Origin of the sequence: Bacillus sp. ISL-34, assembly GCF_018613325.1 — a bacterium.
GTDB lineage: Bacteria > Bacillota > Bacilli > Bacillales > DSM-1321 > Peribacillus.
This window is the reverse complement of record NZ_JAGGQJ010000004.1, coordinates 1-24,468: the sequence shown is the minus strand read 5'-3', so window position 1 is coordinate 24,468 and position 24,468 is coordinate 1. Positions and strand designations below refer to the sequence as shown.

Sequence of the window (24,468 nt, the reverse complement as noted above, 5' to 3'; positions counted from 1 at the left end):
ACATAGCATGGAGGTTTTTATGATGATTAAAAATATCGATCATATCGGTATTGCCGTCAAGTCACTGGATGATGCCTTGCCGCTTTACACGGAAACATTGAAATTGAAGCTTGAAGGAATCGAGACAGTGGAGAGCCAAGGAGTAAGAGTGGCCTTCATCCTGGCAGGCAATACCCGTTTGGAGTTGTTGGAAGCGTTGTCACCTTCAAGCCCAATCGCCAAGTTCATCGGAAAACGCGGTGAAGGGATTCATCATGTGGCACTTGGCGTCGATGACATCGAAGATAGAATAAAAGAAATCAAAGAATCTGGATTGCGCATGATCGATGATTCATCAAGAAAGGGAGCGCACAATGCGGATGTTGCTTTCGTTCATCCCAAGTCAACCGCGGGTGTATTATATGAGCTATGTGAACAAGCATTATCAAAGGAGGAGCAGGAATGACAGACATATATGATACGATCAATGACCTATATGACAGACGCCGCAAAGTGGAAATGGGCGGCGGTGAAGAAAGAATCGATAAGCAGCATGAAAAGGGCAAACTTACTGCAAGGGAAAGAATTGAACTTTTAGTTGATCCGGGTACTTTCATAGAGCTTAATCCTTTTATCAAACACCGTAATACCAATTTTGGCATGGAAAAGGAAGAAGGGCCGGGAGAAGGGGTTGTCACCGGTTACGGAAAGGTCAACGGCCGTGACATTTATCTGTTTTCACAGGATTTTACTGTTTTTGGCGGAGCACTTGGTGAAATGCATGCTCTGAAAATTGCCAATGTTATGGATTTGGCTGCGGAAAATGGAGCCCCTTTCATTGGTTTGAACGATTCTGGTGGGGCGCGTATTCAAGAAGGCGTGGTTTCGCTTGACGGATATGGCCAAATATTTTACCGGAATTCGATTTATTCAGGGGTCATTCCTCAGATTTCGGTTATTATGGGACCTTGTGCAGGCGGAGCCGTATATTCCCCGGCCATAACCGACTTTGTCTTCATGGTTGAAAAAACGAGCCAAATGTTCATAACGGGTCCTAAAGTCATTGAAACGGTTACAGGTGAAAAGATTTCATCCGAAGGATTGGGCGGAGCGGCTGTACATAATACAATAAGCGGTAATGCCCATTTCAAGGGAGCATCCGAGGAGCAAGTATTGGCGGACGTTAGACGTCTCCTGAGCTATCTTCCGCAAAATAATGAAGAGAAGCCGCCGGTTATGGAAGCGGACGATGGAGATGACTACCGTCCGGACTTAACGGATGTAGTCCCTTATGAAGGCATCCGTCCATATGATGTCCGGAAGGTATTGGAGCAGGTTGTCGATGAGGATTCCTTTATGGAAGTTCAAGAGGGGTTTGCGAAAAACATAGTGGTCGGCTTGGCGCGAATCAAAGGGAAATCAGTAGGGCTTGTCTGTAACCAGCCAAAGGTGTTGGCAGGGGGACTTGATATTGATTCATCAGATAAGGCTGCCCGTTTTATTCGTTTCTGTGACTCGTTTAACATTCCGCTCATTACGTTTGAAGACGTTTCAGGGTTTTTCCCAGGCGTTAAACAAGAACATGGCGGGATCATTCGCCACGGTGCAAAGCTGCTATATGCTTACTCGGAAGCGACAGTACCAAAATTGACGATCATCCTGCGTAAAGCATACGGAGGAGCTTACGTGGCTCTTAATAGTAAATCCATCGGTGCGGATCTTACGTTTGCATGGCCGAATGCTGAAATCGCGGTAATGGGTTCTGCCGGGGCGGCAAATATCATTTTTGCCCGTGAAATTCAAAATAGCGAAGATCCGGAAGCGACACGTGCAGCTAAAATTGAAGAATACCGTGAGAAGTTCGCCAATCCATATGTTGCCGCAAGTCTTGGAATGGTGGATGATGTTATTGATCCCCGTGAAACCAGGATTAAGATCATTCAGTCTCTTGAAATGCTACGTAACAAAAAAGAAACTCGACCATGGAAAAAACACGGAAATATCCCGTTGTGATCAACATTGCAAGGAGCCCAAACTATCTGTTTTGGGCTCTTTTCCATACTGGGAAGATATCATTTTAAAGAAAACCATTTATAAGTCATCATTCACCTTTTCAACACGACCTTTTGGCAGGGAAATGACCAGCACGCTTTTTCAGGCTGGGGTCTTCCTTTCACATTATTTGCCGGGGCGCGGCTTTTAGAAGTATAATTAAAGAGGAAAACTTTTTTGGAGGTTTTATTTTATGATTAATGAAGAACGTTTAGTTAATGAATTTATGGAATTGGTGCAGATTGATTCCGAAACGAAAAATGAAGCAGCCATCGCCAAAGTGCTGAAAGAAAAATTCGGGGCACTGGGTGTAGAAGTTTTTGAAGATGATACAACAGCAGTTACCGGTCATGGTGCAGGGAATTTAGTATGTACTTTAAAAGGAATGAAAGAAGGCGTAGATACCATTTATTTCACCTCCCATATGGATACAGTTGTTCCTGGGAACGGAATCAAGCCTTCCATCAAAGATGGATACATAGTGTCAGACGGAACGACCATTTTAGGGGCGGATGACAAAGCTGGATTAGCGGTCATGTTAGAAACGCTTAAAGTGTTGAAAGAACAGAATATCGAACATGGAACAATCGAATTCATCATAACAGTCGGTGAAGAATCTGGCTTGGTTGGTGCAAAGGCATTGGATCGCTCCCTTGTAACGGCTAAATTCGGTTTTGCACTTGATAGTGATGGAAAAGTGGGCAATGTGGTTGTTGCTGCACCTACTCAGGCGAAAGTGTCTGCAACCATTTTAGGCAAGACTGCTCATGCTGGTGTCGCTCCTGAGAAAGGTGTTTCCGCCATTACGATCGCTGCCAAAGCAATCTCTAGAATGCCATTAGGCAGAATCGACGAGGAAACGACAGCCAATATCGGACGTTTCCAGGGTGGACAGCAAACCAATATTGTTTGTGACCATGTGGAAATCCTTGCAGAAGCAAGATCCTTGATTCCAGAAAAAATGGAAATACAGGTAGCGAAAATGAAAGAGGCATTCGAGACTGCAGCCATTGAAATGGGCGGACGTGCTGAAGTTGAAGTCAACGTCATGTATCCTGGTTTTAAATATGGTGCTGGTGATCATGTAGTCGAAATCGCAAGAAAGGCAGCAGAGAAAATCGGCCGTCCATGCGAGCTGGTTAAAAGCGGCGGAGGAAGCGATGCGAATGTCATTGCAGGCTTTGGCATCCCTACTGTCAATCTCGCAGTGGGCTACGAAGATATCCATACTACGAATGAAAGAATTCCAGTTGAGGAATTAACGAAGCTGGCTGAAATGGTCATCACTATCATCAAAGAGGTATCAGGGGAATAAATCACCCGTAATATGATAGGGAGATGTAGGAGAGTTTTCTGAGTAAATCGAAAAAGGTGGTCGCGTTTCTTGCGAGGGATGAGGAATATGCCTTGCCGATTGAAACCCATGAAATTCTTGATTTTTACCAATATACCCTTGAATGGTGTCTTATTAAGCAATCGGTGTTGCCGTTTGATTACGACATTGATCAGCAAAAATTCGTATATATTTGGAAAGTCAAAGTATTGAAGGAATACAGTCATCAATGACATGATGGCTGTTTTTCTTGGAGTGGAGCATCTTTCACCTAGGTTACCAAAGATAAATAGGGGTACCTTAATAGAAGTGGTTTTTTATTGTCCCTATTATCCGGTGTTTTTTATTTTTACAAGGATGTGACGGTCAAACATGAAGGACATGTATCCCAAAAATGGCAGGGTCATTCTCCATGTAGACATGAATAGTTTCTATGCTTCAGTGGAAATGTCATATGATGTTTCATTGAAAGGCAAACCGCTTGCCATTGCAGGCAATGTTGAAGAGAGAAGGGGCATTATCGTCACCTGCAGCTATGAGGCGAGGAAGTTCGGGGTTAAAACGACCATGCCGATTTGGCAGGCGAAAAAGCTATGTCCTCAATTAGTCATTCAGAAACCGAATTTCGAGCGCTATCGAAAGGCATCACTGGCTATTTTTGATGTTTTGAGGCAATATACAGAGATGGTTGAACCGGTTTCGATAGATGAGGGGTATCTGGATATTAGTGAATGCGCCGAATTGGGTTCGCCTTTAGATATAGCCAATAGCATTCAGGAAAGAATTTTTAATACGATGGATCTCCCTTGCAGCATCGGGATCGCTCCTAATAAATTTTTGGCCAAAACGGCTTCTGATATGAAGAAGCCAATGGGAATCACCGTGTTAAGGAAACGGGACATTTCCGAAAAGCTCTGGCCTTTACAAGTGGGCGATATGCACGGCATCGGGGATAAGACCTCGGAAAAGCTTCAAACGATCGGGATAATGACGATCAGGGACCTTGCACACGCCAATGATAGTCAACTTAAACAGCTTCTTGGGATCAATGGCATCCGTTTGAAAGATAGGGCTAATGGAATCGACCCAAGGGTAGTGGATCCCGAAGCGATTTTTGAGCATAAGAGCATTGGGAACTCGACAACTCTTCCGCATGACTCCGCCAATCAAAAAGAACTTATTGGTGTATTGGAAAAGCTTTCCGGGAAGGTAGCCGTCCGCTTGAGAAATAAACGCCTGCTTGGTCAAAAAATAGGTGTGACGATCCGTTACAAAGACCGCCGCACTATAACGAGAAGCAGAACGGTTCCTAATCCGGTTTTTGAAAAAAAGGATATTTTGGATGGAGCTATCGATCTCTTCATGAAAAATTGGAATGGGGAAGGAATCAGGCTTCTTGGTGTCACTGCCTATGATGTCATCGAAAAAGAGTCGGCCTTCAAGCAACTGGATATTTTCTCCTTTCAAGAGGATGCAGAAAAAGAACCTCTGTATGAAGCGATGGAACACTTGCAAAATAAGTACGGAGAAAATATTATTAAAAAGGGATTACCCTTGAAAAACCGTTCAATTGGAACAGACACTAGCTTCAGTAAAGATTTCTTTGAGCAATCCAGGAGGAATGATTCTTCTGTTGACAAAGAATAGCTTACAAGCTGTGTAAAGATATAGAGAAGGGAAGATGAATCATGACAAAACAGCAGATTGGCGTTATCGGACTAGCCGTAATGGGCAAGAACCTTGCATTTAATATTGAAAGCAGGGGATATTCAATTTCCGTATATAATCGCTCAGGATCAAAAACGGACGAAATGATGAAGGAAGCGGAAGGCAAAAACGTAACAGCCGCTTATACGCTTGAAGAATTCGTCAATTCTTTGGAAACACCACGCAAAATTTTATTGATGGTTAAAGCCGGAGCGGCAACGGATGCAACAATCGAGCAATTAAAACCATTGCTTGAAAAAGGTGATATCGTTATTGATGGAGGGAATACCTTCTTTAAGGACACTCAGCGCCGCAATGAGGAATTAAGCAAGCTGGGCATCCATTTCATCGGTACAGGCGTGTCAGGAGGGGAAGAAGGAGCTCTAACAGGTCCATCCATCATGCCTGGAGGTCAAAAAGAAGCATATGAACTGGTTGCACCGATCTTGAAGGACATTTCAGCTAAGGTCGATGGTGATGCTTGCTGCACGTATATCGGACCGAATGGGGCAGGTCATTATGTGAAAATGGTACATAATGGTATTGAGTACGGGGACATGCAATTGATTTCCGAATCTTATTTCCTTCTGAAAAATCTCCTTGGATTATCTGCTGAAGAATTCCATGAAGTCTTTTCTGAATGGAATGAAGGGGAGCTTGATAGCTATTTAATTGAAATTACTGCTGATATTTTCAAAAAATATGATGAAGAAACCGGCAAGCCGATGGTCGATGTCATTTTAGATAAGGCTGGCCAAAAAGGTACTGGGAAATGGACAAGTCAAAGTGCGCTTGATCTTGGTGTTCCGCTTCCAATCATTACGGAATCCGTATTCGCCCGGTTTATTTCAGCGATCAAGGACGAGCGTGTTGAAGCGAGTAAAATCCTTCGCGGGCCAAAAGCCGAATCATTTACAGGCGACAAAAAGGCTTTGATTGAAAGTATCCGTAAAGCACTGTATATGAGCAAAATCTGTTCATATGCACAAGGATTTGCACAAATGAAAGCAGCATCAGAAGAAAATGACTGGAACTTGCAATATGGGGAAATCGCGATGATTTTCCGTGGCGGCTGTATCATTCGTGCACAATTCCTCCAAAAAATCAAAGAAGCGTACGATCGTGAAGCGAACTTGAACAACCTTCTTCTAGATCCTTACTTCCAAGGAATCGTCGAAAGCTATCAAGGAGCTTTGCGGGAGGTAGTATCAACTGCTGTGATGAACGGAATCCCGGTTCCATGCTTGTCATCAGCACTTGCCTATTTCGATAGCTATCGTACAGAAACGCTGCCAGCTAACCTGATTCAAGCTCAGCGTGACTATTTTGGAGCTCATACGTATCAACGCATTGATAAAGAAGGAACGTTCCATACCGAATGGATGGAAAAATAAAAAGTTCAAGCCGGCTTAAAAGGGGATTCCCTTTTAAGCCGGCTTTTTTGTTTCGGAATCCAATTGTAATATCCGGACCTTCAATGCACAAAAAAAGGGGCGCTTCTATGCGCTCTCTTTATTTACTATCTCCGATGCTCTACAAGGTCAATGACCCCTAATACAACATGTGCCAAACCGAAACCAAAAACCGTATTAGCTACCATTTTGTTTGAGCCCCGGGTCTGCTTCATTGCATAACCCGCAGCAGTCACGGCTGTGCCCAACGCTGTTGGAATTAATCCTTCACGAATGTCCATAAGTTTAATCCCTCCACATCGAAGTTAGTGGTGTGCCGTCACTGGCACCTTTTCTAGTGTAACCTTTGCAAGGACTCACCATTCTATTTCTATAACGAGGTTGGAAGGGTAAAAATGGTAAAGATGAACTAGTTGTAAATAGTTCCAATTAATTTACCTTTTTTAGGGAAAACGTAGTACGATGTATGTCATTCATCCTTGCTTTTTAGGTTTAAACACCTGCGGAAAAAGGAATATAAAATTGAAAGAGATGGACGGACCATAGGATTCAGGCAGATAGAAGAGAGAAGGAGCGGGTGACTTATGTTCATCATCTGGTGGGCTTTAGCCATATTTTTATTTTTCATCTCCTTAGAATTTGGTGTTTCATTTTGGCTTAATTCGGAAATAGAGGAAGAAGTGTCTAAGCCTAAGGAAATGTATCATATTATCCGTGATAAATTGGTCAGGAAGAGTCTTTCATGAATGAATGAATGAATGAATGAATGAAGGGATGCAGATTCAAATCTGCATCCCTTCTTCATTTCAATCAACATCATTTTCGTTTTTCTTGATTTCCCACCAAATATGTCCATCTTCTTCCAGGAGTTCATCGGATGCCAGTGGACCTGTGGATCCCGCTTCATAGTTAGGGAAAGACTCGTCTTTATTATTTTCCCATGCATTGGAAATGGTATCGACGAACTTCCATGAGAGGGCAACCTCGTCCCAGTGCGTAAAGTTTGTAGCATCCCCGCGCATGCTGTCAAACAATAGCTTTTCATATGCTTCGGGAGAATTGATGTGTTCGATCCCTTTGTTGGATACGGTCAGCTTCACTGGCTTTGTATTGGATGTCGTCCCGGATTTCTTAACATTTAGGTACAGTGTGATACCTTCGTCAGGCTGGATATGGATAACGAGAAGATTCGGGTTCAGCGTTTCTTCCGTTTTATAATACAGATTCATTGGGATATCTTTGAATTGAACAACGATATTCGTTGATTTGACATCCATTCTCTTACCGGTACGGATATAAAAAGGAACGCCGGCCCAACGGAAGTTATCAATCATCAATTTACCCGCAACATAGGTCTCTGTGTTGGATTCCGGATTTACGTTATGTTCATTGCGGTAGGCCGGAAGTGTTTGACCGTCTATCGTTCCTTCACCATACTGGCCACGGACGAAGTATTGATTGACTTCGTCCACTTTCATTGGTCGAAGTGAACGCAATGCCCGCACTTTCTCGCTTCGAATCTCTTCTGTCGTCAAAGCGATCGGGGGTTCCATGGCAAGCAAGGCCACCATTTGCAGCAGATGGTTTTGGACCATATCCCTTAGGGCACCGCTGGTTTCATAATAACGCCCACGTTCTTCAACGCCAAGTGTTTCGCTTGAAGTAACCTGGATGTTGGATATATATCTGTTATTCCAAAGCGGCTCGAATAGGGCATTGGAAAAACGGATGACCTCAATATTTTGTACCATTTCTTTACCTAAATAATGATCGATACGGTAGATTTCATCTTCAGCGAATGCGGTTCGGATTTGCTCATTCAATTTTTGTGCTGTTTCGAAACTGTGTCCAAATGGCTTTTCTATGACCAGGCGCTTATATCCATCCGTGTCACTCAGGCCTTGTGCTTTAATCTGTTCGGCAATCGTTCCGAAAAACTCGGGTGCCATCGCCAAATAGAAGATCCGGTTTCCTTCCAATTGATATTGTCCGTCTAATTGTTCGGCAATGTCTTTTAACTGCAGGTATGATTCCGAGCTGGAAACGTCGTGGGAGTGATAATGGAAATGGGAAATGAATTCGTCGACCTTTTCTTCCGCATGTCCGAACGTAAGTATCGAGTCCTTGACACTCGTTTGGAACTCCTCGTTCGTCAATGGCCTCCTTGCCACTCCAACGACGGCGAACTTATTAATTTTCTCTTTTTGAAATAGTCGATATATGGAAGGAAACAATTTCCTTTTCGCTAAATCTCCGGTAGCACCAAAAATCATGATCAATGCTGTGGGTTTATTGTTTTCTGTCATGTTAAAACCTCAACTTTCCGTTAAATCTGTCTATAAAGTTGGACTTCCCGTATGTGTACCAATTTCTAATTTTACGTTTAGCTTTCCCTCAAAGCAATCAATTTGCGCATTTTTTCTCATATTTCATTAAAAGTTTAATTTGGTTTCCGTTTTAATGGGTCATAAATGAAAGAGCACCTTGGTTATGCTATAGTTAAGTCATAAAGTAATTGCAACGGAGGTAGTATGAGTGGATTTCGTTTTATTGGGTACAGGCGCTGGCGTTCCAGCCAAAGCGCGTAATGTGACATCAATCGCCCTTCAATTATTGGAAGAGCGAGGGACGGTTTGGTTATTCGATTGCGGGGAGGCAACACAGCATCAAATTTTAAAAACGGCGGTCAAACCGCGAAAGGTTGAAAAAATTTTCATCACCCACTTACATGGTGACCACATCTTCGGACTCCCTGGATTCTTAAGCAGCAGATCTTTTCAGGGCGGAGTGGATAAATTGACCGTATATGGTCCACAAGGCATTGATGCATTTATTAAGACGAGCTTACAGGTGAGTGGAACCCATTTAAAATATCCCTTGGAAATCATCGAAATAGAGGAAGGCGCAGTGTTTGAGGACGAACAATTCACAGTTACGGCCATGACTCTTGATCATGGCATTTACAGCATCGGTTACCGGATTGTGGAAAAGGATCGTCCGGGAAGCTTACTGACCGACCGGCTGCGTTCTGAAGGTGTGAAGCCAGGTCCGCTTTTTAAAGCATTGAAAAATGGTGAAACGGTCTGTCTCGATGATGGCCGTGTCTTAAATGGGAAGGATTATCTCAGTGCTCCGCAAAAAGGGCGAATCATCACGATTCTTGGTGATACAAGAGTGTGCAGCAATGCTGTCATTCTTGCTGAATCGGCGGATTACCTTGTTCATGAAGCTACTTTTTCAGCGGAAGAAGCTGAAATGGCATCAGCGTATTATCATTCGACCACCGTTCAGGCGGCAGAAACGGCATTGAAAGCGGGAGCTAAGCATCTAATCCTTACCCATATCAGCTCACGGTATACTCCGGAGGATGCTGATAGGTTAAAAGAGGAGAGCAAAGCGATCTTTGCAAACACGATCATGGGTGAAGATCTAATGGCAATTAAAGTTCCTTTATATTCAGAGGAATATGATAGCTGAAATCAAAGCCTATGTTTGATATAATGAATCAATTGTTCATTGGATATTTAAAGGAGTGTAAATATGACTGACAAAAGTGACCTACATACTAAAGCAATGGATTTTCTCTTAAAAACAAGCCGGACTTTTTTCATTCCAATCAGCTATCTTCCAAAGGGATTACAGGAGGCCATTGGAGCTGCATACCTTTGCATGCGCGCCATCGATGAGATCGAGGATCACCCCGGTCTATCTGCAGATATCAAGGTTTCCCTGTTACAGGCTCTTAGTGAGCTGCTTGATGCGGATTACAGGGAAGAAGATCTTCAATCGTTATTTGAACCATATAAGGAAGATCTGCCCGAAGTGACCCTGCTTCTTTCGGACTGGATTGAATTTTGTCCTCCCGGTGCAAAAGCCAAAGTCTTGGAGTCGACAAAGGAAATGGCCGAAGGCATGGCAAAATGGGTTACTAAGGACTGGCAAATCCATAATGAAGAGGAACTCGATGATTACACATATTATGTTGCAGGTTTAGTGGGGGTCATGCTGTCAGATATGTGGAAATGGTACGATGGAACCGAAACGGACCGTGAACTTGCCATCGCATTTGGCCGTGGACTCCAAACGGTCAATATCCTGCGTAACCGTGAGGAGGATGCAGAACGCGGTGTGAACTTTTATCCGGATGGCTGGGGTTTCGACGAGATGCTTGCCCATACGGAACGTAATCTTGCATTAGCCGATGCGTACATTGGGGAGATTGAAACGAAAGAGATCATCCACTTCTGTAAAATACCCTTGGAATTGGCAAAAGCCACTTTGAAGGCCTTAAAAGAAGGCAAAGAAAAAATCGATCGCGCGACGGTTACCGAAATTGTTACCCAAGTAGTCGAACACTAATATTCCATTAAGCTGCTGTGAAAAGTAAACATGCCTTTCACAGCAGCTTTTTTGATGTTTTTCATAAAAGAACTCGAAAAATTCTAAAAAGTGAAAAAATATATTGGAATAATTGGGACTAAACGATTATAATTTAGGACATAAAACCAAAAAGTTGGTGTCGTTAAAAAGACCTATCAAAAATAAGAAAAAAGCGGGGGGAAAATATGAAAAAGAAATTATATTCGACTGCAGCCATGACATTGGTTGCAGGGCTACTACTGGCTGGCTGTGGAAATGACAAGGAAAAAGATACGGCAAAGGATGAAAGCAAAAAGGATACCTTCAACATTGGGGTAACACAAATCGTTCAGCATGATTCGCTGGATCAGGCATATGAAGGCTTCCAGGCGGCATTGAAGGATAGTGACATCAATGCCAAGTATGATCTTCAAGTTGCACAGGGTGATCAAAATAACAGTCAAACGATCGCCAATAACTTCGTTGGGGATAAAGTGGACCTGATATTTGCCAATTCGACTCCTAGTGCTCTAAGTGCTTTAAATGCGACCAAGGATATTCCAATCGTTTTTACATCGGTTACAGATCCTGTAGCGGCGGAGCTTGTCATTTCTTTGGATAAGCCAGGCGGAAATGTGACGGGTACGACGGATTCCCATCCTGAAGCCATTGCAAAGTCAATGAAATTCCTATCGGAAGAGCTTGGCGCCAAGACAATTGGAACGGTTTATAACACAGGGGAGCAAAATTCAGTCGTCCAAATAAAAAATGTGAAAGCGGAAGCAAAAAAAGCGGGATTGAAAGTCGTGGAAGCATCCGTCTCCACTTCAGCCGAGGTTAAACAGGCAACGGAATCATTAATCGGAAAAGCGGATGCTTTCTATATCATTACTGATAATACCGTTGTCTCGGCACTGGAATCGGTCATTTCGGTGGCAAATGATAAAGATATCCCATTGTTTGTCGGTGAGCTTGATTCCGTGAATGCCGGCGGTTTTGCAGCATATGGCTTCAGTTACTATGATATTGGTTATGAAGCGGGGCAGAAAGCGGTTGAAATCCTGAAGGATGGCAAAAAGCCTGGAGATATCCCGGTTCAATATCCACAAAAACTGAAATTGGTCATCAATGAAAAGGCAGCAAAAGATATGGGTGTTGAAATAAAAGAAGAATGGAAAGCAGATGCTGAGTTTGTAAAATAAACTCTGCTTTTGTTCGGGGAAGGAAGAAAAAAATGTTCTCAGCCTTATTCAACTCTTTTGAGTCGGGAATGATTTATGCGATCATGGCACTCGGTGTCTATTTAACATTCAGGATTCTCGACTTCCCGGATATGACAGTGGAAGGCAGTTTTGTGACAGGGGCCTCTGTTGCCGCCATTATGATCGTTAACGGTTTCTCGCCGATCGTCGCCACGTTGAGTGCAATGTTGGCAGGGTTCATCGCTGGGACGATAACAGGGTTCCTGCATACGAAAGGGAAAATCAATCCTCTCTTGGCAGGTATCTTAATGATGATTGCGCTCTACTCCATTAATTTGAGGATCATGGGTGCATCCAACATTCCGTTGCTTTCTCAAACAACCATTATCACGAATATACAGGATGCCTGGGCTGGCACCGGGCTGGACAATTTGTTGAATGGTCTTTTATCCTTCGTGGGTCTAGGTGATAGCCTGCCAAAGACATGGGCCATATTAATCGTTATGCTGATTGTGGCTGTAGTCATCCAAGCTGGAATGTCGGCTTTTTTTAAAACGGAAATTGGTCTTGCCTTACGGGCGACTGGTGATAATGAAGCAATGGTCAAGAGTTTTTCCGCTCATACCGGCAACATGAAGATTCTGGGACTTGCAATCGGAAATGCACTTGTGGCTTTTTCGGGATCCTTGGTTGCCCAATATAACGGTTTTAGCGATATAGGCATGGGGATTGGAATCATTGTCATCGGATTGGCATCCGTCATAATCGGTGAGGCTTTATTTGGAGCAAAAACGATTGCACGTGCGACGCTGGCGGTCATTGGAGGGGCAATCATTTACAGAATCGTCGTAACCTTGGCACTTCGCGTTGAATTCCTAGAAACAGGAGATGTTAAATTAATTACGGCACTTATTGTGGTCGGGGCACTTGTCATTCCAAAAATTTCCGATAAACAAAAGGAAAAAAACCGGAAGAAAAGGCGGCTTAAAGAAATACAGATGCGTCATGATGGGACTTCACCGAAAGGGAGGGAAGAATATGCTTCGGTTAAATCAGATTTATAAAGTGTTCAATGAGGGGACACCAGATGAAAAGCTAGCCCTTGGAAATCTGGAACTGCAGATGACAAAAGGAGAATTTGTAACAGTCATCGGAAGTAATGGAGCAGGTAAATCGACTTTGATGAATATGATTTCCGGTAAGATTCTCCCTGATGCCGGTGAAGTCATCATCGATGGTGAAAACGTATCGGCCATTGAAGAACATGCCCGTGCAAAAATGATTGGACGCGTTTTTCAGGATCCCATGCTGGGTACGGCACCACATATGACGATTGAAGAAAATATGGCGATTGCCTATGGCAGAACCAATAGAAGAGGTTTAGGCTTTGGGGTTACAAAAAAACGAAAAGAACTTTTTAAAGAATGTTTGGGCACCCTTCATTTAGGCTTGGAAAACCGGATGACTGCAAAAGTGGGATTATTGTCAGGAGGGGAGCGCCAGGCACTATCATTGCTGATGGCGACCTTCATCGACCCTAAAATCCTGCTTCTTGATGAACATACTGCAGCGCTTGATCCTTCACGGGCAGAGCTTGTTACAAACCTGACGAAGGAAATCGTCGAAAAGAACCAGTTAACGACGTTGATGGTGACTCATAATATGCAGCAGGCAATCGATCTTGGAAATTCCTTGATCATGATGGATAAGGGACAGATCATTTTTGAAGCTAGAGGCGCTGAAAAGCAGAAGCTAACCGTCGAAAAACTGCTTAACGAATTCCAGCGCATCAAAGGCGAAAAAATGCTCAATGACCGTGCAGTGTTGATTTAAGATGATGAAAAGGCCCGACCCAGGTGAGATTAATCTTGGGTCAGGGCCTTTTTTATTTTGGGGTAATTAAATAGATCAGGTCCTATTACTGAAGAAATGCTTGGCATAAATGGCTATTGGGGTGCTCATGATCGATCTTGAATGATAATCGATGTTAATCGCTGTCGGCTGTGCTCCATGATGAACTATCGTTCTTTCTGTTTCCAAAAATCATTTTTATGAATGGCCTTTTCTTCGTCTTTTTAGTGGCAGCAGCTTCTTCAGCCGCGAGGAAATAATCAAAGTGCTGACCCGTTGGTTTTTCTAACGCTTCGATACGGGCTTCGAGTTTCTTAACGAGTTTGTGCATTTCTTCCATTTCACTTCTGTGCTGTAAAAGCTGATAGGATACAACATCGTCCGCTTTTGTTTTCAGTCCATTTTCAAGCCGGATGACCCGTTCTAGCAGTTGATCATGTTCTTTATTCGATTCGGAGTGTTTCTGGATGGTTGCTTTTCTAATCTTTTTCTCTGAGATGCTGACCTTTTGAAGAATGATGCCCTCGTTCAGCTGATCTTGGATTTTTCTCAATAATGCAATATCTTCATCCGAAAACTGGTAGTGGCCAAGCTGATTCCGTTCTACGTCCATGTTCAATTGGGTGACCCAGCGTTGAATCGTACTATGGGAAACATTCAGTAACCGGGCAACTGCACTTGTATTCATCGAGATTCCCCCTTTTGGTTGTTGAATTCGATAAATATGAGGAATTTCCTTTACAGTTGACAAAACAAGTATTCTTTCGGCAAAGAAAGTGGAATTCCTACGTAATTTGCATGAGGAGCAATCCATGGAATTTCCCTTGGAGCCGCTTTTGCAAATGGTAAGCGTTGTTAAGGAACTTTTAGAAGCATTTGTGATGGCGTGGCTGATGAATCAAGCTATAAAGGAAAAAGTGATCCAGATGTCGAATTTACCCTTAAAACATGGAAAAAGGAGGACTAGTATGAACAGGATCAACATTATAACTTTAGGTGTCAGGGATATTGCTGAATCATTAAGGTTTTACCGGGACGGGTTGGGATTCCATACAACGATTAAAGAGGACGAACCCGCAATCGTTTTTTTTAATAATGCAGGAACGAAACTTGCTTTGTATCCTTTAGAGGAGCTAACAAAAGACATCAATGAGGAAGAACCGCCTAAGAAAAATGGTTTCCCGGGTCTTACGCTTGCTTATAATGCTAAATCAATTGAAGAAGTGGATGATGTGATCATCAGGGCTGAAAAGGCCGGGGGAACAATCGAGAAATCACCTCAGGATGTTTTTTGGGGAGGATACAGCGGATATTTTTCTGACCCCGATGGTTACTATTGGGAGGTTGCATATTCGAAGGATTGGAGTTTTGATGAATATGAGATGCTGATTATAAAGTAACGCACACTCCGGAAGGATTACCCTATAGAAAAAAAGGGCTGTTGCCTGGCAACAGCCGATCATCATCATGCGCCTTACTGCGAAACTACATATTTGGCTAGTTCTTTACTTATTTGATTGCCCATTCGCTTCGATTGCTCAGTTGCTTCTTGTACACAGGCAATGAATGCTTCTTCCACTTGATGTGCTTGAAGTGCTTTCAGACCTGCTTCAGTCGTTCCGCCTGGTGAAGTTACTTCCTTTCTTAGTACGGCAGGCGTTTTAGGTGATTTCTGTAACATATCGGCCGCACCCATCAGTGTCTGGAGAATCAATTGCTTAGCGGTTTCGGAATCGAGACCTATTTTTTCTGCCGATTTTTCCAATGCCTCGACCAAGTAATAAATATAAGCCGGACCGCTGCCTGATAAGCCTGTTACCGCATCTAGCTGGTTTTCTTCGACAACTGCCACCGTACCTACCGTTTCAAAAAGGGTAATCGCCGTTTGTAATTGCGATTCTTTCGTATGACAGTTAGCCGCAAGGGCCGTTGCTGATTTTCCTACGGCAGCCGATGTATTAGGCATGGCACGGACGATTGAGAACCGCTTGTTGGCGATACCTTCCAAGCTTGTTGTATGAACCCCGGCAACAACGGAAATGAACAGCATTTCTTCACGAATATATTCTTTTATTGATTGCATCGTTTCTAAAATATCTTTCGGTTTCACCGCCAGTACGACAAGGTTTGCATCCTGTACTAATAGCTGCAGCGATCTTGTGGCAGTTACACCATATTGGTTCTTTAAATAATCGAACCGATCATCATTTGATTTATTTGTTACAAAAATATTTGCTGGTTCAATTACCTGTTGGGTCACCAGCCCCGAAATGATTGCTTCTGCCATCGATCCAGCTCCGATAAACGCGATTTTTTTCATATTTCCCGCTCCTTTTTCTTTTAAAGTTTTCGGCCTTTTTTTGAAAAACAAAAAGACCCCTCATCCAATAAAGGACGAAAGGTCTAGCTTCCGTGGTACCACCTTTGTTCAACTTTTCCATAATAAATAAACAGAAAAGCTGCACTTGAATCCTCTAACGCGGGAATTACGTCAGGTTTTCCTGAAGGCTCATAAGGTAGGTTCAATAATGAGGGGGCGATGAAGCCTTTCAGCACATTCCGAGCTTCACTCTCTTTACGCCATCAATAATTTACTTGGCCTTAATCAAAGCCATGCCGTCTTTAATTACTTGTGATTATGAAGGATATATCAGCACTCTGTCAATGATAATATATGCATGGACGATAAAAAATAGACATGAATTATGTGAAAATAATGACAGTAATTAAAAATACATGTAAAATGGTAATTATACATGATAAGTATACTTAGAATCCTGTTTAGCGTATAAAAAGATTTATATAAATATAATTTTCTAAGGTGGAAAAGATTATGGCGAATTGGAATGGAGATATTGCAAAAATTGCTTTGCCCACGCCGTTTGCAGTGGGTGATGTGAATGTTTATGTAGTTAAAGGGGATGCTTTAACGCTAATCGATACTGGAGTGAAAACAAAACGATCAAAGGAAGCCTTGACTAATGCGCTTGGGGATTTGGGTCTGAAATTGACTGATATAGAACAAATCATTTTAACCCATCATCATCCTGATCATGCTGGTGGACTCGATTTCTTTGAAAAAGAGATCCCGGTTTATGGACACCAAAACAATCAGCGCTGGCTGACTATCAGTGATGAATTCCTTGAAACCCATAATCGTTTTTTCCTTGATTATGCCACAAAGTTCGGAGTGGCAGAAGAGCTGAAAAATAAACTGATCCATAACCGCGACGAAATCAGTTTCCTTAGTGAACGGAAGCTGCATGGATATTTGGCTGAGGGAGATGAACTCCCTGGTCTTCCAGGCTGGAAAGTGATTGAGACTCCAGGGCATGCGCAAAGCCATCTATCCTTTTATCGGGAAAGTGACGGGGTCATGATCGCTGGCGATCATTTGCTTGCCAAGATTTCACCTAATCCATTAATGGAACCACCTATACTTCCCGGAGGCATGAGGCCTCGTCCGTTACTGCAATATAATGCATCACTTCAGAAATTATTGGATTTTTCCATATCCACCGTTTACTCCGGACATGGATCTGAGGTGGAAGGAGATGCAGTTGCCGACTTGATTCAATATAGATTCGAGCGGCAGCATAACCGTGCCATGCAGGTGAAAAGCATGCTTCAAGATAAGCCTTTATCGGCCTTTGAAGTGTGTCAGCAGCTGTTTCCGAAAGTATACCTTCAGGAAGTGGGCCTGACACTTTCGGAAACGGTCGGTCAGCTGGACTATTTAGAAGACTTGGGTGAAGTCGAAACGGAAATCCAATCAGGGGTCATTCTATATTCAATCGCTTAATGTTCGCAAGGAGGCTCACTTTTTTGAATAAGTTGCAAGGCAAAGTCATTGTTATTACCGGTGCTTCCGGAGGAATTGGCAAGGAAGTTGCCATTCAAAGTGCAAAGCAGGGAGGCCGTCTCGTCCTCTTGGCCAGAAGCATGGATAAATTACTACAGCTAAGGAATGAACTGATCACCCAATATGGGATTGATGCATATGCCTATAAGCTTGACGTGGCAGACACTGATCAGGTGACAAATGTATTTAATGACATCCATGCGCAAATAGGTGAAGTGGATGTGTTGGTCAACAATGCTGGTTTCGGTACGTTTAAAGAAGCGCAGGATACGGAATTAAATGAAACGAAAGCAATGTTTGCTGTCAACGTCATTGGATTAATGGCCTGCACAAAGCTGGTTCTTCCGTATATGAAGCAGAGGAAATCTGGGCATATCATCAATATCGCTTCACAGGCCGGTAAAATCGCCACTCCTAAATCAACATTGTACTCTTCGACCAAGTTCGCAGTTCTTGGCTATTCAAACGCACTTCGGCTCGAGCTGATGGAAGATCATGTTTTTGTGACCACCGTCAATCCTGGCCCCATAGAAACGAATTTCTTTAACATTGCGGATGAATCAGGTACATATTTAAAGAATGTTGAAAAATTCATGCTTAAGCCTGGAGATGTCGCTGCTAAAATCGTAGCGGCGATGCTGACCAATAAGAGGGAAATCAATCTCCCTGGCTGGATGAATTTTGCTGGGAAATGGTATAACATGTTTCCAAAGATCACCGAAACATTAGGGAAAAAAGCATTTTTTAAAAAGTAAGCTAGACTTTCTATGCCAGACAAGGCGAAAGATGGTCTAATAATAAGCAAAGGGGAATGTCGATGACATTCCCCTTTTTTAAAATGACCGAAGTTTTCATATGAATTGGTAACTATTTCAAGGGGAATCCGTCTATTTCTAGTAGGAGGGATTTGTATGAAGAGGATTGTAAACCTTTATATATCCATATTCGTTGCCTTTATTCTGGGTAGCTGTCAATCCCCTGATTGGAGCATGGATGAAGCCGTTGATAAGGGGGAAGAAGGTTTCATTACGGATCTTGACGATAAAAGGATTTTGATAAAAGGGACGTACTATAAGGTGACCAATGATACATATATTCAAGACCAGCATGGTAATGACCTCGATTATTCCGACCTGGAAATCGGGATGAAAGTGAAGCCATGGTACCGGGGCGTGGTGAAGGAATCATTTCCTGGGAAAGCGGAAGCGGAACTGATTCTTGTTCTGACGGATGAAAAAAGCTTAGCCGAACAAAGGGCGGTCACTGCTGCCCTTGATCATGTCAGCAAAGCGGAAAGTCAGCGATTCATGGTTCTCGAAGTCGTCCATTTACCCTCGGAGCATGTTTATAATATCGAAATGATGAACCGTTCCAACTTGGACTCTTCATTCATGGTGACAGTAGAGGATTTAACGGATGAAATATTATATATAAAATAATAAAACCGGACTGAATCACTTGAATTCTGTCCGGTTGTTTTATGGGATTTTATAAAGTTTTCGCACCTAAATATTTTGGTTTCCAATAAGAATTATCCATATCCGTGATGGTTATTCCTTTAGAAGAAGTAGCACTAATGAATTGACCATTTCCGATATAAATCCCAACATGGGATACCCCTGTTCTTCCAGAAGAAGTATCAAAGAATACAAGATCACCCTTAGCTGGTGAAGAAACTTTTAAACCTGTATTGGAATAAAGCAATGATGTTGTACGCGGTAAGGTGATTCCTTGTGATTTCTGGAATACGTAATAGACGAAACCTGAGCAGTCGAATCCAGTCGGTGTTGTCCCGCCCCATTTGTAGGGTTTGCCTATTAAGGTTTTTGCATAGCTGATCAAGCTTGTATTATTGACCTTATAAACACCAAGTGCATTAAATGTGTTCCGGCCGGCAATTCCGTCAGCAGTTAACCCTTTGGATTTTTGGAATTTTTTTACTGCAGATACAGAATAGGTGCCGTAATATGTTGTCAGTGAACCTGAATATGTGAAATAACCTTTGGTTTTTAAAAGTTGTTGTAGTTGTTTGACATCACTATGTGTCATTCCGGGTCTGAGGGTTTGGTCTCCAATATTTGCAAAGGCTTGCAGTGGGGTTAGCATCATGGCAGAAGCAACAGCAGCTGAAGCGATCCATTTCTTCATAATTTTCATTTCCTCTCTATCTATCTCTCTAGTATTGTTAACAATATTATCCTACAATACCATTATGACAATTAGACATAATTTTGGTTACAGTTTTATTACAAAAAATGAGCAGTAAGACTGAATTTAAAATAGACGAAAGCCTGTTGAAAAGGGTGAAAAAATATAAAAAAACTAAGCATAAGGAACTATTAAAAAATATTCAAGCTACCAATTGATTCTTTTTAAAAAAACTATTTGGATATGCAGTTTAAAATTGGTATTTTAACCATTTTTAGTATCCATTATATTTTTCGAGGAAATTACAATAAAAAGTAGAAATTTGTATGAAAACTTCCATTGAATAAGAACGTATATTCGGTTAAAGTTATGAATATAATAAAAGCGAACGTATATTCTTGTTAGGGTGAAGAAATGATGGATTATGGGACGATGCCGAAACAATCGATTATGTGTATCGATATGAAAAGTTTTTATGCAAGCTGTTCAGCGGTGATGCTTGGTCTGGATCCGCTTGATTGTTATCTGGCGGTGGTTGGTGATTTGAAGAGGACAGGGAGCATTGTGCTTGCTGCTTCTCCAAAGATGAAGAAGGAATTTGGCATCAAGACAGGTTCGCGGATGTTTGAGATCCCGAATGATCCGAGGATTGTCGTCGTTGAACCTAAAATGGCGACCTATTTAAGGGTTTCGACGGAAATCACCCGCTTGTTCAACCGTTATGTACCCAAAGAAGCGATTCACGTATATAGTGTGGACGAAAGTTTTGTGAAAGTCGATGGTGCCGCTTCTTTATGGGGAGATGCCCGGATGATAGCTGAAAAGATAAAGGATGAAATCGAACGGGAATTACAGCTCCCCTGTGCCATTGGAATTGGACCGAACATGCTTATGGCAAAACTTTGCCTTGATTTGGAAGCCAAACATAAAGGGATTGCAGAATGGAAGTATGAGGATGTGCCAAGCAAACTTTGGCCGATTTCCCCGCTTCGTGAAATGTGGGGGATCGGCAGGCGCGTAGAAAAAACCCTTCATGGAATGGGAATATTTACGGTTGGACAGCTTGCCAATTATGACCTTGAATTACTTGAAGCGAAGTTTGGAATTATGGGTAATCAGCTTTACCACCATGCGTGGGGAATAGATTTATCCGACATGGGGGCAGCGATCATCGAAGGACAGGTGAGCTTCGGCAAAAGTCAAATCCTGCTGCGGGATTATAAGGAGGAGCATGAGGTAAAGCAGGTCATGCTGGAAATTTGCGAAGAAGTTGGAAGAAGGGCACGCACCCATCGCAAGGCAGGAAGGACGGTGAGCCTAAGCATTGGTTACAGCAAGGATGAGTTTGGCGGAGGTTTCCATCGTTCGCGTTCGATTAGTGAACCGACCAACATTACCATGGAGTTATATAAAGTTTGCCTGGAGCTTTTTCATGAGAACTATAAGCAAAAAACGGTTCGGAGCATAGAGGTCAGGCTCTCGAATATTGTGGATGATAACGAAATGCAGTTGACTTTATTCGATGCTTCGCGCTGGAAGAAGCGGGAATTGAGTTACACGGTTGATCGAATCCGCCATAAATATGGAGCCAAATCGTTATTGCGTGCCGTTTCGTATACAGAAGCAGGTACAGCCGTTTACCGAAGCAAGCTGCTTGGCGGGCATAAGGCGTAAGGTTGACTTTGAAGGGAGGGAAAGGAATGATTCGTGATCGCGGCCGCATCAAATGGACATCGATGATGTTGCCGGAGCATGTGAAGATGCTTCGGGATTGGGTGGTGGAGGATGGCTATGAAACGAAGCGTATCCTGGATGAGCAGCAACTGGAAGAAATGAATGCGGTAATGGGGGAAGCGATGGAGGAAAGTAAGGATGTCACGATTGCTCATTATGAAGGAAACCGGTATCAGCTGTTAATCGGCAGGATCCATTATTATAATGAGCTCACCCAAAAGCTTCATATCGTCGATCGGTTTCAGCAGGCTCACTATATCAGGCTTTCCGATATAGCGGATGTAAGGATAATGGAATGATGGGCGGAAGGGCTGTTCCCAAGGGACAGCCTTTCATTTTAAAAAACGGCATCGTGATGAAAGGGCGGGGCGTAAGAGAATCGGCATTTGTTAGGGTCAATGAAGAAGTGATTTTCATGTGGGCTGATCTTGCAAAAGGAAGCAGTTTCTTTAACAGAAGCGTTTTTATCGTTTATAATGGGGAAAGGAAAGACATCGGGAGGCGTGCAATCATGTATATTGAATGGACGGAAACAGCGGCCGAGAAAATGGCCGGTAAGGTACAGGGACAAGAAGGATATTTACAGTTGAAATATGATACTGATGGCTGTGGCTGCGTGGTAAGCGGTGTGACCGCGCTATGGTGGGTCAACGAACCTGAAGAAGGTACCGAAAAAGTGGAAACAAACGGGATTCCTCTCTATGTGGAGAAATCAAAAATGATTTTTCTTGATGAAGTCATGAAAATAGACTTTGTTCCGGAAGCGAACAGCTTTCAATTAAAAAGTCCGAATCAAATCTTAAATCCGAGGATGAGCTATTTTAATAAAATCTGACTAAAAGCAAAGAGGGGATCTTGGATACCCTCTTTTTTCTTCTCAGACAAGTTTTAGAAACTGATCGATTTGATCTTCATATTCTTTTGGATTTTCATTATAAGATTGAGCGTGGGCCCCTTTTTTAGCGATGTAAAGCTGCTTTGGGCCCTCTTTTGCTGCATATAATTCCGCTGTCATGGAAGCGGGAATGAAACTGTCATTTTCACTATGGATGAAGAGCACCGGGTTTCGGATATTTTTCATATAATCGATTGGGGACACTTCATTGGTCCAATATCCGTCACGGAGTTTGATGAACGTACGCCCAAGCGGAAACACGGTCCAGGAAGGAAATGGGACTTCATGCTTGAGCTGGTGTTTGATTTGATCCTCGAAATTTGAAAATGGACAGTCGGCAATGTAAAAATCAGCACCATCTTCAAGCATTCCGGCATATAAAAGCAGGGTTACGGCCCCCATGGATTCTCCATGAATGCCAATATGAAGATCGGGACCTTTACGTCTTTTCAATTCATCGATTACGGCCTTCAGGTCGAATTTTTCATAATGTCCGTAACTGCTCGTCTTGCCCCCGGAATCCCCATGCCGGCGGTGGTCATAAATGATGGCATTGAAGCCCCGCTTAAGAAAAATATTCATGTACTTAATAGAATTGACTTTGTTCTCCGTCACACCATGAGAAATGACCACCCACTTATTGGTGTCATGCGGTTCGATAAACAAGCATTTCAAGGAATAACCGGATGGTGACGATACCCAAATTTCCGTTTTAGGAAGACTATCAAAATCCTCCCGGATCAGGCGTTTAGCCATGATTTCACGATTCTGGATAAAATCATCTTCCTTCTTTTTCATGTACATGATCCGATTGGAAAAATAAATGCCGACGCCGATGATATACGATAGGATTCCGGCCAGTGTAAACCACCATTTCTTCATGAAAGGTCCTCCTAGGTTGATTTTCTTTATTTTACCATGAGGGAAATGGGAAAACACTGTTTGAAAACCATGACGAGGAAAACGGCAGTCGTGATATAATGATTTCATAAATGGCCAGGAGGTTTTAAGGATGAAAAAGAAACAGCCCCGAAATCAAAATCAAAGCAAAAACCAAGATAAAGATTCATCTTCATTGAAACTCGGTGATATGATCAATCAAGATATCATGTCCCAGCTTCGTCAAAAGCAAAAGGAACTTAATGAGGCTGAAAAAGAAAAAAAGGCAGCGGAAGAAGAAAAGAAACGCGAAGAAAGAAAGCGTCGGGAGAAGAATAAATCATTCGAGGAACTATTGGGTGAAAGCAATCTGAACTGGAAGAACTATAAATGAAGAACAGGGAGCAGTTTAAGTTTTAAGAGGGCTGGCTCCCTTTTTCTGTTCAGGAAGACCATTCCTTCACTGATATTCCTTTATTTTATAAAGTATAACGATTATATTAAAGATAAGTTCGGTATGCTTTCATATCGGATGGACTACTATTAGCTGGTGATATGATGCAAAGAAAAATAGAAAAAGTACTGGAAGACCAATTATGTTTCCTGCTTTATGCAAGTTCAAGGGAAATGACGAAGAAATATAAACCACTGCTGGATAAACTCGAAGTGACATATCCTCAATATCTCGTTCTTCTTCTATTATGGGAGCAGGATACACTTACAGTGAAAAAACTAGGGGAGCTTCTTGCCCTCGACTCAGGAACGCTTACCCCCATGTTGAAACGAATGGAGCAGAATGGCTTGATTGTCCGTGAACGTTCGACTGAAGATGAACGGTCTGTCATGATTAAGTTGACGGAAAAGGGACTTGGTTTACAGGAAGAGGCCTGTTTCATTCCCGATCGCATTTCGGCAATGTCGGGTGATGATAAGAAGGTGGTTGAGGATTTAAAAGCTTCGCTGATCCAACTATTGAAAACATTACAGCAATTTTAGCAAAGAAAAGACGCTTGGGAACCCCAAGCGTCTACAGTCTTTTATGGCTTTTACAATTT

Annotated in this window: 27 protein-coding genes; 21 read left to right on the top strand and 6 right to left on the bottom strand. The window is 42.6% G+C overall.

Annotation, left to right across the window (positions count from 1 at the left end; genetic code table 11):
- Positions 1-19: 19 nt before the first annotated feature.
- The 6 genes from mce (at position 20) to gndA (ending at position 6,465) form a co-directional block, all read left to right on the top strand.
- Positions 20-445: a methylmalonyl-CoA epimerase gene (gene mce, locus J7E52_RS03835; protein WP_214743783.1), complete on the top strand. Its 426-nt coding sequence runs from the start codon at positions 20-22 to the stop codon at positions 443-445.
- Complete coding sequence (locus J7E52_RS03830) at positions 442-1,992, top strand: acyl-CoA carboxylase subunit beta (protein ID WP_214743782.1); 1,551 nt, start codon at positions 442-444, stop codon at positions 1,990-1,992. Before mce ends, J7E52_RS03830 begins: the two co-directional genes overlap by 4 nt.
- Before the next feature lie 232 nt (positions 1,993-2,224).
- Positions 2,225-3,346: a tripeptidase T gene (locus J7E52_RS03825; protein ID WP_137016155.1), complete on the top strand. Its 1,122-nt coding sequence runs from the start codon at positions 2,225-2,227 to the stop codon at positions 3,344-3,346.
- Positions 3,347-3,438: 92 nt separating this feature from the next.
- A complete protein-coding gene (locus J7E52_RS03820; RefSeq protein WP_214743781.1) occupies positions 3,439-3,597 on the top strand; it encodes a hypothetical protein in 159 nt (52 codons plus the stop codon).
- A 139-nt stretch (positions 3,598-3,736) separates the two neighbouring features.
- Positions 3,737-5,011, top strand: a complete 1,275-nt coding sequence (locus J7E52_RS03815) for a DNA polymerase IV (RefSeq protein WP_214743780.1) — start codon at positions 3,737-3,739, stop codon at positions 5,009-5,011.
- 41 nt (positions 5,012-5,052) lie between these two features.
- Entirely contained in the window at positions 5,053-6,465 is a 1,413-nt protein-coding gene (gene gndA, locus J7E52_RS03810; RefSeq protein WP_214743779.1) for an NADP-dependent phosphogluconate dehydrogenase, read from the top strand.
- A gap of 125 nt (positions 6,466-6,590) precedes the next feature.
- Here gndA and J7E52_RS03805 read toward each other — a convergent pair whose 3' ends face one another.
- Positions 6,591-6,764 (bottom strand): hypothetical protein, encoded by a 174-nt coding sequence (locus tag J7E52_RS03805; protein ID WP_034308217.1) that lies wholly within the window; start codon positions 6,762-6,764, stop codon positions 6,591-6,593.
- A gap of 303 nt (positions 6,765-7,067) precedes the next feature.
- On the opposite strand from J7E52_RS03805, the gene J7E52_RS03800 reads away from it, so the two are divergent.
- Positions 7,068-7,229, top strand: a complete 162-nt coding sequence (locus J7E52_RS03800) for a hypothetical protein (protein WP_214743778.1) — start codon at positions 7,068-7,070, stop codon at positions 7,227-7,229.
- A gap of 60 nt (positions 7,230-7,289) precedes the next feature.
- On the opposite strand, the gene zwf is transcribed toward J7E52_RS03800, so the two are convergent.
- Positions 7,290-8,789 carry a glucose-6-phosphate dehydrogenase gene (gene zwf, locus J7E52_RS03795; RefSeq protein WP_214743777.1) on the bottom strand — a complete coding sequence of 500 codons (1,500 nt, stop codon included), beginning with the start codon at positions 8,787-8,789 and terminating at the stop codon, positions 7,290-7,292.
- A gap of 229 nt (positions 8,790-9,018) precedes the next feature.
- Between zwf and rnz the strand changes: the two genes are divergently transcribed.
- The 5 genes from rnz (at position 9,019) to J7E52_RS03770 (ending at position 13,877) form a co-directional block, all read left to right on the top strand.
- Positions 9,019-9,960, top strand: coding sequence for a ribonuclease Z (rnz, locus tag J7E52_RS03790; RefSeq protein WP_214743776.1), 942 nt, complete (start codon positions 9,019-9,021; stop codon positions 9,958-9,960).
- Between the two features lie 63 nt (positions 9,961-10,023).
- The gene (locus tag J7E52_RS03785; RefSeq protein ID WP_214743775.1) at positions 10,024-10,842 is read left to right on the top strand and encodes a squalene/phytoene synthase family protein; all 819 of its coding nucleotides are present in this window, start codon (positions 10,024-10,026) and stop codon (positions 10,840-10,842) included.
- 206 nt (positions 10,843-11,048) lie between these two features.
- Entirely contained in the window at positions 11,049-12,044 is a 996-nt protein-coding gene (locus J7E52_RS03780) for an ABC transporter substrate-binding protein (protein WP_214743774.1), read from the top strand.
- Between the two features lie 32 nt (positions 12,045-12,076).
- Positions 12,077-13,108, top strand: coding sequence for an ABC transporter permease (locus J7E52_RS03775; RefSeq protein WP_214743773.1), 1,032 nt, complete (start codon positions 12,077-12,079; stop codon positions 13,106-13,108).
- On the top strand, positions 13,083-13,877 hold the full coding sequence (locus tag J7E52_RS03770) for an ABC transporter ATP-binding protein (protein WP_214743772.1): 795 nt from the start codon (positions 13,083-13,085) through the stop codon (positions 13,875-13,877). The genes J7E52_RS03775 and J7E52_RS03770 overlap by 26 nt, the downstream gene beginning before the upstream one ends.
- Before the next feature lie 154 nt (positions 13,878-14,031).
- Here the strand turns inward: J7E52_RS03770 and J7E52_RS03765 are convergent, their stop codons facing one another.
- Positions 14,032-14,583, bottom strand: a complete 552-nt coding sequence (locus tag J7E52_RS03765) for a MerR family transcriptional regulator (RefSeq protein ID WP_214743771.1) — start codon at positions 14,581-14,583, stop codon at positions 14,032-14,034.
- 280 nt (positions 14,584-14,863) lie between these two features.
- Between J7E52_RS03765 and J7E52_RS03760 the strand changes: the two genes are divergently transcribed.
- Positions 14,864-15,295, top strand: a complete 432-nt coding sequence (locus tag J7E52_RS03760; protein ID WP_214744107.1) for a VOC family protein — start codon at positions 14,864-14,866, stop codon at positions 15,293-15,295.
- Between the two features lie 74 nt (positions 15,296-15,369).
- Here the strand turns inward: J7E52_RS03760 and proC are convergent, their stop codons facing one another.
- On the bottom strand, positions 15,370-16,215 hold the full coding sequence (gene proC / locus J7E52_RS03755; RefSeq protein ID WP_214743770.1) for a pyrroline-5-carboxylate reductase: 846 nt from the start codon (positions 16,213-16,215) through the stop codon (positions 15,370-15,372).
- Positions 16,216-16,728: 513 nt separating this feature from the next.
- On the opposite strand from proC, the gene J7E52_RS03750 reads away from it, so the two are divergent.
- From J7E52_RS03750 to J7E52_RS03740, 3 genes are all read left to right on the top strand, one after another.
- A complete protein-coding gene (locus J7E52_RS03750) occupies positions 16,729-17,697 on the top strand; it encodes an MBL fold metallo-hydrolase (protein WP_214743769.1) in 969 nt (322 codons plus the stop codon).
- 23 nt (positions 17,698-17,720) lie between these two features.
- Positions 17,721-18,512 (top strand): SDR family NAD(P)-dependent oxidoreductase, encoded by a 792-nt coding sequence (locus J7E52_RS03745; RefSeq protein ID WP_286197425.1) that lies wholly within the window; start codon positions 17,721-17,723, stop codon positions 18,510-18,512.
- Between the two features lie 156 nt (positions 18,513-18,668).
- Complete coding sequence (locus J7E52_RS03740; RefSeq protein ID WP_214743767.1) at positions 18,669-19,196, top strand: DUF3221 domain-containing protein; 528 nt, start codon at positions 18,669-18,671, stop codon at positions 19,194-19,196.
- A 49-nt stretch (positions 19,197-19,245) separates the two neighbouring features.
- Here J7E52_RS03740 and J7E52_RS03735 read toward each other — a convergent pair whose 3' ends face one another.
- Entirely contained in the window at positions 19,246-19,905 is a 660-nt protein-coding gene (locus J7E52_RS03735) for a C40 family peptidase (RefSeq protein ID WP_214743766.1), read from the bottom strand.
- A 414-nt stretch (positions 19,906-20,319) separates the two neighbouring features.
- On the opposite strand from J7E52_RS03735, the gene J7E52_RS03730 reads away from it, so the two are divergent.
- Genes J7E52_RS03730 through J7E52_RS27270 form a run of 3 tightly spaced genes read left to right on the top strand, consistent with a single transcriptional unit; the run spans position 20,320 to position 22,474 of the window.
- Positions 20,320-21,579 (top strand): Y-family DNA polymerase, encoded by a 1,260-nt coding sequence (locus tag J7E52_RS03730; RefSeq protein ID WP_214743765.1) that lies wholly within the window; start codon positions 20,320-20,322, stop codon positions 21,577-21,579.
- 26 nt (positions 21,580-21,605) lie between these two features.
- Positions 21,606-21,938 carry a YolD-like family protein gene (locus tag J7E52_RS03725; RefSeq protein ID WP_214743764.1) on the top strand — a complete coding sequence of 111 codons (333 nt, stop codon included), beginning with the start codon at positions 21,606-21,608 and terminating at the stop codon, positions 21,936-21,938.
- A complete protein-coding gene (locus J7E52_RS27270) occupies positions 21,935-22,474 on the top strand; it encodes an iron-sulfur cluster biosynthesis family protein (protein WP_309476849.1) in 540 nt (179 codons plus the stop codon). Before J7E52_RS03725 ends, J7E52_RS27270 begins: the two co-directional genes overlap by 4 nt.
- A gap of 42 nt (positions 22,475-22,516) precedes the next feature.
- Here the strand turns inward: J7E52_RS27270 and J7E52_RS03715 are convergent, their stop codons facing one another.
- Complete coding sequence (locus J7E52_RS03715) at positions 22,517-23,416, bottom strand: alpha/beta hydrolase (RefSeq protein WP_214743763.1); 900 nt, start codon at positions 23,414-23,416, stop codon at positions 22,517-22,519.
- Positions 23,417-23,546: 130 nt separating this feature from the next.
- Between J7E52_RS03715 and J7E52_RS03710 the strand changes: the two genes are divergently transcribed.
- Together J7E52_RS03710 and J7E52_RS03705 are read left to right on the top strand one after the other, a co-directional pair.
- Positions 23,547-23,807, top strand: a complete 261-nt coding sequence (locus J7E52_RS03710) for a YqkE family protein (RefSeq protein ID WP_214743762.1) — start codon at positions 23,547-23,549, stop codon at positions 23,805-23,807.
- Between the two features lie 164 nt (positions 23,808-23,971).
- On the top strand, positions 23,972-24,409 hold the full coding sequence (locus J7E52_RS03705) for a MarR family winged helix-turn-helix transcriptional regulator (RefSeq protein ID WP_214744105.1): 438 nt from the start codon (positions 23,972-23,974) through the stop codon (positions 24,407-24,409).
- Positions 24,410-24,468: the final 59 nt, after the last annotated feature.

What these genes read in the sequence shown, in the direction of transcription:
- proC (WP_214743770.1), bottom strand. Translation starts at nt 16,215, where the DNA reads ATGAAAAAAATCGCGTTTATCGGAGCTGGATCGATGGCAGAAGCAATC.
- J7E52_RS03735 (WP_214743766.1), bottom strand. Translation starts at nt 19,905, where the DNA reads ATGAAGAAATGGATCGCTTCAGCTGCTGTTGCTTCTGCCATGATGCTA.
- J7E52_RS03800 (WP_214743778.1), top strand. Translation starts at nt 7,068, where the DNA reads ATGTTCATCATCTGGTGGGCTTTAGCCATATTTTTATTTTTCATCTCC.
- J7E52_RS03765 (WP_214743771.1), bottom strand. Translation starts at nt 14,583, where the DNA reads ATGAATACAAGTGCAGTTGCCCGGTTACTGAATGTTTCCCATAGTACG.
- zwf (WP_214743777.1), bottom strand. Translation starts at nt 8,789, where the DNA reads ATGACAGAAAACAATAAACCCACAGCATTGATCATGATTTTTGGTGCT.
- J7E52_RS27270 (WP_309476849.1), top strand. Translation starts at nt 21,935, where the DNA reads ATGATGGGCGGAAGGGCTGTTCCCAAGGGACAGCCTTTCATTTTAAAA.
- J7E52_RS03775 (WP_214743773.1), top strand. Translation starts at nt 12,077, where the DNA reads ATGTTCTCAGCCTTATTCAACTCTTTTGAGTCGGGAATGATTTATGCG.
- gndA (WP_214743779.1), top strand. Translation starts at nt 5,053, where the DNA reads ATGACAAAACAGCAGATTGGCGTTATCGGACTAGCCGTAATGGGCAAG.
- J7E52_RS03715 (WP_214743763.1), bottom strand. Translation starts at nt 23,416, where the DNA reads ATGAAGAAATGGTGGTTTACACTGGCCGGAATCCTATCGTATATCATC.
- J7E52_RS03730 (WP_214743765.1), top strand. Translation starts at nt 20,320, where the DNA reads ATGATGGATTATGGGACGATGCCGAAACAATCGATTATGTGTATCGAT.
- J7E52_RS03705 (WP_214744105.1), top strand. Translation starts at nt 23,972, where the DNA reads ATGCAAAGAAAAATAGAAAAAGTACTGGAAGACCAATTATGTTTCCTG.
- J7E52_RS03780 (WP_214743774.1), top strand. Translation starts at nt 11,049, where the DNA reads ATGAAAAAGAAATTATATTCGACTGCAGCCATGACATTGGTTGCAGGG.
- J7E52_RS03725 (WP_214743764.1), top strand. Translation starts at nt 21,606, where the DNA reads ATGATTCGTGATCGCGGCCGCATCAAATGGACATCGATGATGTTGCCG.
- J7E52_RS03710 (WP_214743762.1), top strand. Translation starts at nt 23,547, where the DNA reads ATGAAAAAGAAACAGCCCCGAAATCAAAATCAAAGCAAAAACCAAGAT.
- J7E52_RS03830 (WP_214743782.1), top strand. Translation starts at nt 442, where the DNA reads ATGACAGACATATATGATACGATCAATGACCTATATGACAGACGCCGC.
- mce (WP_214743783.1), top strand. Translation starts at nt 20, where the DNA reads ATGATGATTAAAAATATCGATCATATCGGTATTGCCGTCAAGTCACTG.
- J7E52_RS03825 (WP_137016155.1), top strand. Translation starts at nt 2,225, where the DNA reads ATGATTAATGAAGAACGTTTAGTTAATGAATTTATGGAATTGGTGCAG.
- J7E52_RS03760 (WP_214744107.1), top strand. Translation starts at nt 14,864, where the DNA reads ATGAACAGGATCAACATTATAACTTTAGGTGTCAGGGATATTGCTGAA.
- J7E52_RS03740 (WP_214743767.1), top strand. Translation starts at nt 18,669, where the DNA reads ATGAAGAGGATTGTAAACCTTTATATATCCATATTCGTTGCCTTTATT.
- J7E52_RS03750 (WP_214743769.1), top strand. Translation starts at nt 16,729, where the DNA reads ATGGCGAATTGGAATGGAGATATTGCAAAAATTGCTTTGCCCACGCCG.
- J7E52_RS03785 (WP_214743775.1), top strand. Translation starts at nt 10,024, where the DNA reads ATGACTGACAAAAGTGACCTACATACTAAAGCAATGGATTTTCTCTTA.
- J7E52_RS03805 (WP_034308217.1), bottom strand. Translation starts at nt 6,764, where the DNA reads ATGGACATTCGTGAAGGATTAATTCCAACAGCGTTGGGCACAGCCGTG.
- J7E52_RS03770 (WP_214743772.1), top strand. Translation starts at nt 13,083, where the DNA reads ATGCTTCGGTTAAATCAGATTTATAAAGTGTTCAATGAGGGGACACCA.
- J7E52_RS03815 (WP_214743780.1), top strand. Translation starts at nt 3,737, where the DNA reads ATGAAGGACATGTATCCCAAAAATGGCAGGGTCATTCTCCATGTAGAC.